This window comes from Kribbella sp. VKM Ac-2568, assembly GCF_004345365.1.
Lineage (GTDB): Bacteria > Actinomycetota > Actinomycetes > Propionibacteriales > Kribbellaceae > Kribbella > Kribbella orskensis.
This window is the reverse complement of sequence record NZ_SLVF01000006.1, coordinates 84237-96280: the sequence shown is the minus strand read 5'-3', so window position 1 is coordinate 96280 and position 12044 is coordinate 84237. Positions and strand designations below refer to the sequence as shown.

The following is a 12044-nucleotide window of genomic DNA, read 5'->3' as shown; positions in this document are numbered from 1 at the left end:
CGATCTCGTCCAGTTGCAGGTGGAGGGGCTCTACTCGGGCCACGCTGAGCCGCGGATGATGTCGACGAAGTCCTCGCGGACGAAGCCCGGGACGAAATGCGCCAGCACGTCGTCGTTCATGGTGCCGAAGGTGGTGTCCGGCCGGTCCTTCATCCCGTCGGCGAACGCCTGCAGGATGTTCTCCTTGAAGTTCGGCCGCTGATGCGCGGCGGTGACGGCCGCGAGCTGCTCCGGGGTGATCTCCTCCAGGTCGAAACCCAGTACGTCGGTCTCGACGCCCGCGGACACCAGGGCGACCTCCGGCTCGAGGTGGTTCGCGATGCCCGGAGTGGTGTGCAGGGCGATACCCAGCCAGACCGCGCGGGCGTCGGCCTCGGACCGGCCGTGGGCGAGCAGGAAGTCGCGAGCCAGGTCGGCGCCATCCACCTCGAATCGCTGGTCGGTCCGCCGGTACTTCTCGGTCAGCCCGAGGTCGTGGAACATCGCCCCGACGTACAGCAGTTCGGGGTCGGCCCGCAGGCCGCGGTGCGCGCCCTTGAGGCTGCCGAACAGGAACACCCTGCGCGAGTGGTCGAACAGCAGCGGGCTCGTCGCCGCCCGGACGAGTTCGGTGGCCTCGTGCACCAGTGCGGTGTCGGGAATCGTGATTCCCGCGATCGTCTCGGTCATGATCATCTCCGTGGTTCGTTGTCTGCGTGCCTATAGCGTGGTCCCGCCGGGTCCTCCGACGCCCCGCTCGTTCGGACCTGATTCCCACAGATCCGGACCCGTCGCGAGGAGGTGACCGTGGTCAAGAGGACCGGGCCGCACCGGGTCGGGGTGGTCGTCTTCGACGGCGTGAAACTGCTGGACGTGGCCGGCCCGAGTGAGGTGTTCAGCGAGGCGAACCGGATGGGCGCGAAGTACGAACTGTCCGTCTGCTCGGTCGGTGGGACCGAGGTGGTGTCCTCGACCGGGCTGCGCATCTCGGTCGACGTCGATGCGGCCCGCGAGGACCTGCGCTTCGACACGTTGCTGGTGATGGGCGGCGATCGGTTGCCGACCCACCCGATCCCCGAACCGCTGGTGAGCGCAGTACGAGGTCTTGCGGGGCGGTCCACTCGCGTGTGCTCGATCTGCACCGGCGCGTTCATCCTGGCCGATGCCGGTCTGCTCAGCGGCCGTCGGGCGACCACGCACTGGCAGCACACGAAGCTGCTCGGCTCCGCCTACTCGGACATCGCCGTCGAGCCGGATGCGATCTTCGTCCGCGACCGGCAGACGTACACCTCGGCCGGCGTCACCGCGGGGATCGACCTGGCGTTGGCGCTGCTCGAGGAGGACCACGGCGAGGATCTGGCTCGGCGGGTTGCCCAGTCCCTGGTGGTGTTCCTGCAGCGCCCGGGTGGCCAGTCGCAGTTCTCCCCGACGCTGCAGGGCCCTCGCCCGCACACCCCGGTACTGCGAGCCGTCTTCGACGCGGTGGCTGCAGACCCGGCCGGGGAGCACTCGGTGCCCCAGCTCGCCGCGCTGGCGGCGGTGAGCCCGCGTCACCTGACCAGGCTCTTCAAGGAGGAGCTGGGGACCACGCCCGCTCGCTACGTCGACGCCATCCGCTTCGACACGGCCAAGGCGGCGCTCGAGAGTGGTCACACGGTCAGCGAGGCCGCCGAACGGGCCGGTTATGGAAACTCCGAGTCCCTCCGGCGTACCTTCATCGCGCGGCTCGGGGTCTCACCACGCGCCTACCAGCAACGCTTCCGCTTCGCCCGACGCTCCGACGCGGCTCTCACCACGTAGCCGGATCTCGGCGGTCCGTCGGGTGGTCTGTGACAGGTTGAAGCGCCATTGAGCTTGTTCGAAGCCCCCGGCAACTATCACGCAGCCGGCGAGCAACGCCGACGACACGCCGGAAATCGGACAAAACCGGGTAGCGTCGTTCCATGATCATCGTGACAGCTGCACTGAAGGGCGGGGTAGGCAAGACAACCACGTCGGTGTACTTGGCCGCGCTGGCATCTTCCAACCGTCGCACAGCCACCCTCGTCGACGCCGATCCGCAAGGGAGCGCGGCGGACTGGATCGAGAACTCCGACGACGAACACTTGTCCAGGATCGAGATCTCCGAGGCGCCGACGGAGCGGCTGCTGGCCAAAGCGCTCGACAAGGTTCCACCGGAGGGCATCGGGGTGGTGGACATGCCCCCGTCGCACGAGCGCCTGCTGAACAAGGCACTCGAGCGGGCCCGCATCGTGATCATCCCGGCCCGCGTCGGCGGCGTCGAGACTCCCCGGGTCAAGGCGGTGCTCGATCTGGTTCCGAAGGAGGTCCCGGTCGGCCTGGTGATCTGCTCGGCCCGCACCTACACCCGCAGCTACCAGGAAGCGATGCAGCAGTACGCCGACGAGGGCATCCCGGTCTGGGGCACCATCCCCGAACGAGTCTCCATCACCGCCGGCCCCACCGGCCCGCTAGCCGCCGACGGCCTCGAGTCCTACAAAAAAGTCTGGCGAAAAATCCTAGCCGCCGCCCGCAGCTAACCCGCTGCTCCGCGCCCCCTCCACCCACCCAGGCCGAGGGGGCGCTGCAGTGTGCCGACTACCTCAACACTTCTGCGAGCTTGCTCGCGTGCCCCAGCCTGAGCGGACTCTCGGTTGAGAGGCTGCCTCAACGGTCGCCTGTCGACTGATGCTTAGCGGTTGAAGGGGGGTTGGGAGCGGACGTAGGCGCGGATTACTGTGGCGGCGGCTCCGCGGGCCCAGTTGTCGAAGGTGTGGGAGCGGAGCATGAGTCGACAGTCGCCGGCGGCACCGAAGGCGTGTGCGGCGAAGGCTTGGCGCATCCGCTGGTCGTAGAGGTCGTAGTCGGCGACACCTTCGCCGGCGATGACGACCAGCTCCGGGCCGACGAGGTTCACCATCGCGGCGAGGGCTGAGCCGATCACCTCTCCTGCTCGGTCGAACGCCTCCCGCGCGTGCTCGTCTCCCTCGTGCGCCAACTGGATCGCACCCGACAGGTCCAGCTCCGGCCTACCAGTGGTCTCCCGGACCCGCGCCAGGATCGCATCCGATGACGCGACCGTCTCGACGCATCCGCGTCGTCCACAAGTGCAGACGAGATCGCCCGGCGCCAGCGGCAGATGCCCGAGCTCGCCCGAGACTCCGTGCGCGCCCGACACGACCTCGCCGTTGATGTAGAGCCCGCAGCCGACCCCGGATCCGATCGTCACCACCGCGAACGAGTCGGCATTCACACCCACTCCGAACCAGTGCTCGGCAATCGTCAGCGCCCGTACGTCGTTCTCCACCAGCACCGGCACGCCCAGCTCTTCGGTCAGCAACGCGGCGACCGGCACATCCCGCCACCCCATGAACGGCGAATCCCGCACCACGCCATGCCGTGAGTCGACGTCACCCGAGACAGCGACCCCAATCCCGATCAGCGGCCCCGCAGGCTCACTGATCGAGTACATCATCTCCTTCGCCAGCACCGCGAGCTGCTGGATCACCGTCTCGGCGGAGGTGTCGGGCAGCGGCTGGTGCCGGGTCGCCTGGATGCCGGCGCGGAAGTCCGTGATCACACCGATCAGGTCCGTCGGCGTCACCTTCAGCCCGATCACCGAGATGCTCTCGGCGACCACCGTCAACGGGCTGACCGGCCGCCCGATGCCCAGCTCGGACCGGCCCTCGATGGGTTCGTCCACCGCTGCCGGCGACGGCTGGTCGGTGACGAATCCCGCCTCGATCAGCGGGGCGACGGCCTTGGTGACGGCGGCCTGCGACAGCCCGGTCCGCCGGGCGATCTCGACGCGCGGGATCGGACCCTGGGTCAGGATCCTGGTCAGCACCTCGACCCCCGCCGGTGTAGCGAGTGGCAGCGGGCGATTCGGGCGCGACGGCACGAGAACAAACTACCGGTGAGTCGGTAGTTTCAGCGCTCCGGGCGCACGCGCCAGGCCAAAATCGCAGCCGTCAGGACGATATGTCGACTTTTCCGAGCGTCGGGGACGTCAGCGCCCACCGGATCGTGCGAGTCAGTCCGTCCCCGGCCGCCCGGACCACAGTGCTCTCGGCCAGCGGCAGATACGGCAGTCGCAGCGGCCACCGGGTCCACCTCGGCAGGAGCCCGACCGCCGCGGCCGTCAACACCCCGTACGCCGGACGCGCCGCCCACGGCACAGGTGGATGCACCAGGATGAAGCGAGCCGCCTGCCGAGCCTCGGTGGTCCCCCGCAGTTCCGGCCGGTACTCCGCCAGCACCTGCCGCAGTTGCCCCTCAGTGGTCGGCGGATCCACTACACCGAGAGCACGAGCCACCCGGGCCGTGTCCTCGACGTACGCGTCTCTCTCGGAGGCGTCGAGCGGCTCCGCGCCGTACCGCTGGTGGGCGGCCAGGAAGCTGTCCACCTCGGCCACGTGCACCCACCGCAGCAGATGCGGGTCCGACGCCCGGTAGCGAACCCCGTCCGGGCTGGTACCGCGTACCCGCTCGTGCACCGCCTTCACCCGAGCAACCGCCTCCTCCGCCTGCGAGGCAGCGCCGTACGTCGTGATCGCCAGGAAGTAACTGGTCCGCTGCAGTCGGCCCCAAGGGTCGCCGCGATAGCCGGAGTGGGCCGAGACAGCCGCCATCGCCAGCGGGTGCAGCGACTGCAGCAGGAGTGCACGCAGACCGCCCGCGAACATCGAGGCGTCGCCGTGCACCCGCCGGATCGGCCGGTCCGGCTCGAACCACCTAGGTCCTGGGGTGTTGTGGACCCGGTCCCGCTCCGCCTGGGGGTCCGGGCCCGCGACCTTCGTCATGATCATCCGGGCAAGGCCGTCCCTCAGCGGGTCGAGCACGCCGTCGGTCGGGTGGGCGGTAGTGGTCATAGATCCAGTCTCCCCACCACTCCAACCCGACGGTCACCTGCCGACGTCCACGAAGACCGAGTTCGTGGAGGCTGTGCTCATGGTGGTCCCCCGCCAGCCACACCAACTCCGGATCACCCGAGCCGGTCCCGTACGCCGTACCGCCGGTGGTTGCGGCCGCCGGCGTGCTCCCGTCTCTCCCTAGCCGCGGTACTCGTCGGCGAGGATCGAGTACAGCAGGGAGTCGCGCCAGGCGTTGTTGGTGAAGACGTGGTGGCGGATGCGGCCCTCGTAGCTGAAGCCGAGGCGCTTCACCACGGCGACCGAGGCCAGGTTCTCCGGGCCGATCGCGGCGCTGACCCGGTGCAGGTCGAGGTTCTCGAAGGCGAACCTCACCAGCGCCCGGGAGGCGTCCGTGGCGTAGCCATGGCCCCAGTGGTCCGCGGCGATCGCGTAGCCGAGGTGGGCCGCTTGGACTCCGGTCGGCCCGAGCCGGGCGAAGCCGATCAGTCGGTCGTCGTCCAGGCGGGTGACGGCGAGCATGTAGTCCGGCCGATCGTCTTGCTGGGACCGCTCCACCGCGGCGGCGAGAGCCTGCCGCGCAGTGTCCCGGTCGCGGCTGTCGAAGGACAGCCAGTTGGTCACCCGGTCATCACCGACGATGGCCAGGTAGTCCTCCAGATCGTCGAGCCGGAACTCGCGGAGCCTGGTGCCATCGCCGGTGAGCGGATCCATCCCGCCTGCTACCGCGGGAAGGTCTGGATGGGCGTCCGGGTGAACATCTCGATCTCCTCCTGCAGGTCGCGGGCGTCGTCCGCGCGACCCGACTGGCGCAGTGCCTGGTGGACCCGGCGGGCCGAGTGCACGACACCGTTGATCCGGCGCTCCGTGGGCAGGCCGAGGACCGGCGCGATCGCGTCCGCCGCGCCGTCGAGCTCACCGTTCGCGATCCGGGTGATGGCCATGGCGGCGTGGCTGCCGGCGGCGTCGCCGAAGGCCCACTCGGGGTGCGACTGATCGGTGTATGCGTCGACTGCCTGGCTGGAGTACCGCTCGGCTGTCTCCACCTCGCCCGGCAGCCACGCGAGCGCGTCGGCCGCGTAGTACAGCTGCCGGTTGCGGCCGAAGGTGCACAGGCCGCCCATGTCGTCCAGGTCGTCGTTCTGCACCGAGGCCCAGGCGTTCTCGGCGCGCTCCAGCGCGGCCCGGGCGGCCTCGGCGTTGCCCAGCGCGGCCCAGGCACGGGCCTCGCTGACCGGGAGCCAGACGCCGGTTGTGCTGTTGGCCTGCTCCGCGTACCCCGCGCCGAGCTGGGCGTAGCGGACCGAGTCGTGCGGGTTGCCCGCCCAGTAGGACACCAGCGACTGCAGTCCGCGGACCCAGGCGCGCAGCCCGTGGTGGTCGGCGTTGTCGGCGCAGAGGAAGGCCGTCCTGGTCTGGGTCAGGGCGGCGTGCGGGTTACCGAGGTCGTGGGACGCCTTGGCGAGCAGACCACCGGTCACGCCGCCGAGGAAGTACAGCTGCCGCAGGTGTTCCGGACGCTGCCGGCTCTCCAGCAGTGCGAAGACGAGGTCCTGGGTCTCGACCAGCTGGCCGAGGATCTCCGGGAGCGGGCGCTGCGGGTACGCCTTCGCAACGTGCCTCACATCGTCGTACACCTGTTCCATGGCCTCACTACCGAGACCGGTCTGGGCCGCGAGGGCGAACGCCCGCGCACGGCTGGCAGCCATGTCGAGAACCTCCATCTCATTACCTGTCGTGATCCGTCCACCCCCGGCAGACGCCGGCACCACCTGGCCGGCCTGCTCGGGGACGTACGGGGCGAGGAGTTCCTCGACCGGCTTGCCGAACATACGTTGCAGGGTGCGCCGGGTCTGTGGAGTGGTTCCCGCGCGCTCGCCCGATGCGAGGCGCCGCAGGTGCCGCTCGGTGATGGTTCCACCCAGCTCGACGAACTCGGCGACGATCTCGGAGTAGGTCTGGTTCCGGCGCTGGATCAGGTGCGCAAGAACCGTTCTTGGCGTATACCTACCCGCCATCGTTCCTCCCGTTCACGTCAGGTAAGACGGTGTCTCGACTCATGCCCCACGACAAGGTGCAGTCCTCCAGATGTCCGCCAGAGGTCCTGAAGAGGTCCGGCAAAGGTCCGGTCCAGGTCCTAGAGCGGTCACGGTCGGTCTGTGCACCATTACTGCCATGACAACCAGTGAGTCCAACTGGTTGCAAGGTCCGATAGTTACGGGGTGAGCAAGCAGTGACTGTTGCAGAAATGACGTCGAGGCAGCACCGCCGCAGAGTGCGGGTCTGGTTCGGCGAGCACGTCATCGCGCAGTACGTCGCGGAAGCACCGCTGGCGGTGCGGTACGAGCAGGCAATGCGGAGGCGGTTCGCCGGTCTCCGGGTCACGAACGACATCCTCGGCCCGCAGCCGGACACAGACAACATCTGAGCTCACCGGATCCTCCTCAGATCCGGTGGTTGCTCCTGGGGTCTCCTCACGTCCAGGAGTGGCGAATGAAGGTCCGGGACACTCCTCAGTCCCGGACGAAACCAGAGGTGCGGTCCGGAGCACTCCTCAGCTCCGGACCGCACCGCCCACCGGCCCGGCTGGGCCGGCGGTTGAGTCCCTGTATCGCCGCCGCCCAGCCGTTCCAAGGCCCACCTCCTGGCCGACACCTCGGGCTGGGCGGAGCTAGTGGCTCGTGACACCTCACCACGAGCCACACTCCGAGGTGGCCGACTCCGCTGTGCGACCGCCGCGCCTGGGCGGTCACACAGCGGAGCCATTTGTGGGCTGATAACCCAAGTTGACCGCCATCCGGCGCAGTACGTCGATCGTCTGCAGGTACTCCGAGTCGACGATGCCGTTGGTGATCCGGCGGCGCTCCGCCTGGACCTTCTCCGTCAGCGCCGCGAGCGCGGTCGCTCCGGCCGGCGTCAGCCGGGTCGCGTCGTCGAGCCAGCCGCGAGCGGTCAGCGGCTCCGTGACCGCGGCGAGCCCGGCCGGGTCGGCGGCCAGAAACGGCGCCAGCGCGACCTCGATCGGCTCCCCGCCGCGGGCCGCGTTGAGCGCCTGCCACTGCCGCCGGTTCACCCCGTCGGCCGCGAGGACCTGCTCGAACGACAGCTCTAGCAGCCGGTCCACTTCCTTGATCCACCACCCGATAGGCTTGTTGTCACCTGCCATATACATGTCGATGAGCATATACCTGAGGAGTGGCATGGTCGACCCAGTCGCCGAGGTGGAGGCCGCGATGGTCGTCATCCGCCGGCGCCAGGCGCGCCGGACGCTCGCCCGGGAGGTGGGGATGGCGCCGCGGGACAACGCGATCCAGCAGGTGATCGACGCGCTCGAGGCGGCCGAAGACGAACTGATCGGGGTCAACGGGGTCGCCGAGGCGCTCAGCGTCGACCAGCCTCGCGCGAGCAAGCTGGTCGCGGCCGCGGTGGTGGCCGGCCTGGTCCGCCGCGAGGCCGATCAACTGGACGGCCGGCGGACGAATCTGGTGCTCACCGACGACGGCAGAGCGAGGCTGGATGCTGTCCACGCCATCCGTCGCGCCCGCTTCGCTACCGCGATGGAGGAATGGTCCGAGGCGGACAAAGCCGCCTTCGCCACCCTCCTGACCCGCTTCGTGTCCGCTCTGGACCGCTAGGCGCGGAGCACGTAGACCGCGAAAGGGGCGTCCGGGAGGACGCCGGTCTGTCCTTCGTGCAGGCCCCCGGTCCGGATCTCCCCGGCGAACTTCATCCCGAGGCGTTCCATCACCGCACGCGAGGCCCGGTTGTGGCGTTCGGTGAATGCGATCACAGCACCCGCCCGCAGCGTCGCGAAGGCGAACTCCAGCCCGGCCCGCCCGATCTCTGTGGCGTACCCACACCCCCGAGCCTCGCCCAGCAACGCCCACCCGAGCTCGAGCCGATCCGCCGCCCACACCTCCCCGAGCGACTCACCCCCCGACCCATCCGACCCAGCCGAGTCCAGCAACTCCGTGATAGCCGAGGTCACCGCTCCGTCGGCAGGCAGCCGCGACAACCCGCCTCGCCCGACCAACCCGGCGGCGGGCTCGTAGGCCATCCACTTGCTCACGCCGTCGTGTTCCCAGGCGGCGTGCATCGCGGCGGAGCGCAGTACGGACTCCTCGGTGGACCAGGCGCCGCCGTACCACTCGGCCACCCAGGGATCGCTCAGCAGACGCTCGAGGTCCGTTGCATGTCCGGGCAGGACCTCCCCTGGACCGGTGACTGGTTCCAGCCGCAGCCGCTCGGTGAACCTGGTCCGTACCGCGTGCGCCACGATGTCCCGCAGTCGGCGATCCCCATCCGTCCGGTTCAGCATCAGCAGTTCGAGGTCGTCCGGCCCGACCCAGGCGTTCCCGTCGTGCTTGCCCTCTTCGAGCCGCGGCTGCCGCAGATCCCCGTCGATCGTCACCAGGTAGTCGAGCTCACGGCGGATCCGTCCCTGGTGCTCCCACTCCCAGTCGGTGACCGTGGCGACGATCTCCCGGACCCGCCACCCGGTCTCCTCCTCGACCTCCCGCGCCAGCGCCTGCTCCGGCGTCTCCCCGTCCTCCAGGTGACCTCCGACGATGTCCCAGATCCCGGGGAACAACCGGCGGTCCGCAGTACGGCGATGCACGTACACCCGATGCTGCTCGTCCCGGATCAGAGCCCCGACACAATCCACTGGCCGCATGCCCACCAACCTAGACTCCGCCGGGTCTGCCCCTAGCTGGCAGACTCCAGGTATGCGTGCAGACCGGGCGATCCTCTTCAAGCTGGCGACCAACGAGCGAGTCGAACAACTGGTCAAGGGACTGCCGGGCGGCGAGGAGAACGCCTGGCGGGCTGCCTCGCGGTATGTGGCCGGCCGGACTCGTGACGAGGCGCTGGAGGTCGTCGCCGAGCAGTTGGGCAAGGGCCACGGCGTGAGCGTCGACCTGTTCGGTGAGCTGTCCACCGACCCGGCAGACGCGGCTCGAGTCGTCGACGAATACCTGGAACTGGCCAAGCTGGTACCGGAGCCTCCGGCTGACGTCTGGTTGTCGCTGGACCTCTCGCACCTCGCTCTGGACGTGGACCCGGCCGGTGCTGCTGACCTGGTCGCAAGGATCGCCGAAGCACTTCCACCCGGCCGCTTGCTCCAGATAGGCGCCGAGGACACCGCTCGCACGGACAAGATTCAGCAGTGCGTGCTGGAGGTAGCCAGTCGCGGCTTGGCCGATCGCCTCGGCGCCACGGTCCAGGCGAACCTCCTGCGCTCAGCGAATGACGTCGACGCTCTCATCTCCGCCGGAGTACAGGTCCGTCTCGTCAAGGGCGCGTACGTCGAGCCGACTGGCGCCCACCCGTACGGCGAACCCACGGACATCGCGTACCTCCGCCTGGCCCACCAGTTGGCCGCATCCGGTGGCAGGTGGTCCCTAGCCACCCACGACGGGCGCATACGCGAAGCAGTACTGCTCGCACTCGGCCCAGTCCCGGTGGAACAACTACTAGGTGTCCGCCCCGAGACCCTGGACGCCCTGCACTCTCGGGATATCCCCACCCGCGTGTACATCCCCTACGGTCCCGCCTGGTTCCGCTACTGGATCCGCCGCCTAGCCGAGTCCCGCGGCGCCTGAGGAAGTCAGGCGCGAGGTTGCTCGGCCACGCGCTTCGGCATGAAGCTGACGGCCACGACCAGAAGGAGTGCGGCGACTCCGGCTCCGTAGTACACGTCGTGGATCGCGGGGGCGAGGATGTGGCCCGGGAGGTTCTCCAGGTCGTCGTGGCTGTCGCCGAGGCGGGAGGCCACGACACCGTTGGCGACGGCTCCGAAGATGGCGACGCCGATCGCGCTGCCGACGGACCGGGCGAACATGTTCGCGCCCGTCACCACGCCGCGGCTGCGCCAGTCCACGGACGACTGGGCGGCGACGATGCCGGGTGAGGCGGAGAAGCCGAGACCGAGGCCGATCACGAAGCAGGCGAGTGCGAGATAGAGCACCGAGCTGTCCGAGCGCACCGTCAGCAGCAGCGCGGCGCCGACCACCACGATCACCGCACCGAGCAGCATCGTCGTGCGGTACCCGAGCCGCAGGTAGATCCGCCCCGCGAACGACGCCGCGATCGGCCAGCCCAGCGTCATCGCCGCAAGCGCGAACCCCGCCACCAGCGCCGACGTCCCGAGCACCCCTTGCGCATACAGCGGCACGTACGTCGCCAGCCCGATCATCAGTACGCCGATCAGCAGCGCGGCCGAGTTCGCGGAGTTCAGCACCCGGTGTTCCAGCACCCACAGAGGCAGGACGGGCTCGGCCGCACGGCGCTCGACGAACCCGAAGGCGACCAGCAGGAGTACCGCGAGGGCCAGGATCACGATGCTGGTCGGGGAGTCCCAGGACCACATCACGCCTCCCTCGAGCAGACCGAGCAGCAGCAACGAACCACCGACGGCGAGCAGGATCGTGCCCGCGTAGTCGATCTTGTGCCGGGTGGTCACCTTGACGTCCTCGTGGAACCGCCGGAACAGCACCCACCAGGCGGCCAGGCCGAGGGGCACGTTCACGAAGAAGATCCAGCGCCAGGAGATGAAGTCCGAGAAGACGCCACCCAGCGTCGGCCCGACGAACGAGGCGATGCCCCAGACGCTGGCGATGTAGCCCTGCACCTTGGCGCGTTCGGCGACCGAGTAGATGTCGCCCACGATCGTCATCGCGATCGGCTGGATCGCGCCCGCGCCGAGCCCGTGGACCAGCCGGAACGCGATCAGCGCCGACATGCTCCAGGCGAACCCGCAGAGCACCGAGCCGAGCACGAACAGCGCGACGCCGAGCAGCATCAGCGGCTTGCGGCCGCGCAGGTCCGCGAGCTTGCCGTAGATCGGCACCGAGACTGCCTGGGCGAGCAGGTAGATCGAGAACAGCCAGGGGAACTGGGTGAACCCGCCGAGGTCCTCGACCACGGACGGCACCGCGGTCGCCAGGATGGTCGCGTCGATCGCCACCAGGCCGACGCTCAGCATCACCGCGAGCAGGATCGGTCCACGCTCAGACCGCAGCCCCACGCTCGCCCGGTCGATCCGCTCAGTAGTCATGACAAAGGGAAACCTACGTGACGGGACAACGTTTCCCCGAGCCCCGGACCGCCAGTTGGGACAGGACCGCCAGACGAAACGCTACTGACGTCCTGACCGCGGCTCGAGCGATGGCACCGGGGTGGCCGGTGAAACGC

Annotated in this window: 13 protein-coding genes; 5 read left to right on the top strand and 8 right to left on the bottom strand. The window is 69.2% G+C overall.

The features are described 5' to 3' along the window. Positions 1–30 precede the first annotated feature (30 nt). The gene (locus EV648_RS18340) at positions 31–669 is read right to left on the bottom strand and encodes an HD domain-containing protein (protein ID WP_132292705.1); all 639 of its coding nucleotides are present in this window, start codon (positions 667–669) and stop codon (positions 31–33) included. A 117-nt stretch (positions 670–786) separates the two neighbouring features. Between EV648_RS18340 and EV648_RS18335 the strand changes: the two genes are divergently transcribed. Both EV648_RS18335 and EV648_RS18330 read left to right on the top strand, forming a co-directional pair. After that, positions 787–1779, top strand: a complete 993-nt coding sequence (locus EV648_RS18335; RefSeq protein WP_241995335.1) for a GlxA family transcriptional regulator — start codon at positions 787–789, stop codon at positions 1777–1779. Between the two features lie 143 nt (positions 1780–1922). After that, positions 1923–2519, top strand: a complete 597-nt coding sequence (locus tag EV648_RS18330; protein WP_132292702.1) for a ParA family protein — start codon at positions 1923–1925, stop codon at positions 2517–2519. 152 nt (positions 2520–2671) lie between these two features. Here the strand turns inward: EV648_RS18330 and EV648_RS18325 are convergent, their stop codons facing one another. From EV648_RS18325 to EV648_RS18310, 4 genes are all read right to left on the bottom strand, one after another. Next, complete coding sequence (locus EV648_RS18325; protein ID WP_132292699.1) at positions 2672–3880, bottom strand: ROK family transcriptional regulator; 1209 nt, start codon at positions 3878–3880, stop codon at positions 2672–2674. 70 nt (positions 3881–3950) lie between these two features. Beyond that, the gene (locus tag EV648_RS18320; RefSeq protein ID WP_132292696.1) at positions 3951–4850 is read right to left on the bottom strand and encodes an oxygenase MpaB family protein; all 900 of its coding nucleotides are present in this window, start codon (positions 4848–4850) and stop codon (positions 3951–3953) included. 180 nt (positions 4851–5030) lie between these two features. Further along, positions 5031–5564 carry a GNAT family N-acetyltransferase gene (locus EV648_RS18315; RefSeq protein WP_132292693.1) on the bottom strand — a complete coding sequence of 178 codons (534 nt, stop codon included), beginning with the start codon at positions 5562–5564 and terminating at the stop codon, positions 5031–5033. Positions 5565–5572: 8 nt separating this feature from the next. Continuing rightward, complete coding sequence (locus EV648_RS18310; RefSeq protein ID WP_132292690.1) at positions 5573–6868, bottom strand: XRE family transcriptional regulator; 1296 nt, start codon at positions 6866–6868, stop codon at positions 5573–5575. 230 nt (positions 6869–7098) lie between these two features. On the opposite strand from EV648_RS18310, the gene EV648_RS18305 reads away from it, so the two are divergent. After that, complete coding sequence (locus EV648_RS18305; protein WP_132292688.1) at positions 7099–7278, top strand: hypothetical protein; 180 nt, start codon at positions 7099–7101, stop codon at positions 7276–7278. A gap of 321 nt (positions 7279–7599) precedes the next feature. Here EV648_RS18305 and EV648_RS18300 read toward each other — a convergent pair whose 3' ends face one another. Next, on the bottom strand, positions 7600–8022 hold the full coding sequence (locus EV648_RS18300) for a MarR family transcriptional regulator (RefSeq protein ID WP_132292686.1): 423 nt from the start codon (positions 8020–8022) through the stop codon (positions 7600–7602). Positions 8023–8050: 28 nt separating this feature from the next. On the opposite strand from EV648_RS18300, the gene EV648_RS18295 reads away from it, so the two are divergent. Further along, positions 8051–8485 (top strand): MarR family winged helix-turn-helix transcriptional regulator, encoded by a 435-nt coding sequence (locus tag EV648_RS18295; RefSeq protein WP_132292683.1) that lies wholly within the window; start codon positions 8051–8053, stop codon positions 8483–8485. Here the strand turns inward: EV648_RS18295 and EV648_RS18290 are convergent. Further along, a complete protein-coding gene (locus tag EV648_RS18290; protein WP_132292680.1) occupies positions 8482–9525 on the bottom strand; it encodes a GNAT family N-acetyltransferase in 1044 nt (347 codons plus the stop codon). The genes EV648_RS18295 and EV648_RS18290 overlap by 4 nt on opposite strands. A gap of 52 nt (positions 9526–9577) precedes the next feature. Here EV648_RS18290 and EV648_RS18285 point away from each other — a divergent pair, with 52 nt between their 5' ends. Then, positions 9578–10453 (top strand): proline dehydrogenase family protein, encoded by an 876-nt coding sequence (locus EV648_RS18285; protein WP_132292677.1) that lies wholly within the window; start codon positions 9578–9580, stop codon positions 10451–10453. A gap of 5 nt (positions 10454–10458) precedes the next feature. On the opposite strand, the gene EV648_RS18280 is transcribed toward EV648_RS18285, so the two are convergent. Further along, positions 10459–11907, bottom strand: coding sequence for an MDR family MFS transporter (locus tag EV648_RS18280; protein WP_132292674.1), 1449 nt, complete (start codon positions 11905–11907; stop codon positions 10459–10461). Positions 11908–12044 lie beyond the last annotated feature (137 nt).

What these genes read in the sequence shown, in the direction of transcription:
- EV648_RS18340 (WP_132292705.1), bottom strand. Translation starts at nt 669, where the DNA reads ATGACCGAGACGATCGCGGGAATCACGATTCCCGACACCGCACTGGTG.
- EV648_RS18330 (WP_132292702.1), top strand. Translation starts at nt 1,923, where the DNA reads ATGATCATCGTGACAGCTGCACTGAAGGGCGGGGTAGGCAAGACAACC.
- EV648_RS18320 (WP_132292696.1), bottom strand. Translation starts at nt 4,850, where the DNA reads ATGACCACTACCGCCCACCCGACCGACGGCGTGCTCGACCCGCTGAGG.
- EV648_RS18315 (WP_132292693.1), bottom strand. Translation starts at nt 5,564, where the DNA reads ATGGATCCGCTCACCGGCGATGGCACCAGGCTCCGCGAGTTCCGGCTC.
- EV648_RS18310 (WP_132292690.1), bottom strand. Translation starts at nt 6,868, where the DNA reads ATGGCGGGTAGGTATACGCCAAGAACGGTTCTTGCGCACCTGATCCAG.
- EV648_RS18305 (WP_132292688.1), top strand. Translation starts at nt 7,099, where the DNA reads ATGACGTCGAGGCAGCACCGCCGCAGAGTGCGGGTCTGGTTCGGCGAG.
- EV648_RS18300 (WP_132292686.1), bottom strand. Translation starts at nt 8,022, where the DNA reads ATGTATATGGCAGGTGACAACAAGCCTATCGGGTGGTGGATCAAGGAA.
- EV648_RS18295 (WP_132292683.1), top strand. Translation starts at nt 8,051, where the DNA reads ATGGTCGACCCAGTCGCCGAGGTGGAGGCCGCGATGGTCGTCATCCGC.
- EV648_RS18290 (WP_132292680.1), bottom strand. Translation starts at nt 9,525, where the DNA reads ATGCGGCCAGTGGATTGTGTCGGGGCTCTGATCCGGGACGAGCAGCAT.
- EV648_RS18285 (WP_132292677.1), top strand. Translation starts at nt 9,578, where the DNA reads ATGCGTGCAGACCGGGCGATCCTCTTCAAGCTGGCGACCAACGAGCGA.
- EV648_RS18280 (WP_132292674.1), bottom strand. Translation starts at nt 11,907, where the DNA reads ATGACTACTGAGCGGATCGACCGGGCGAGCGTGGGGCTGCGGTCTGAG.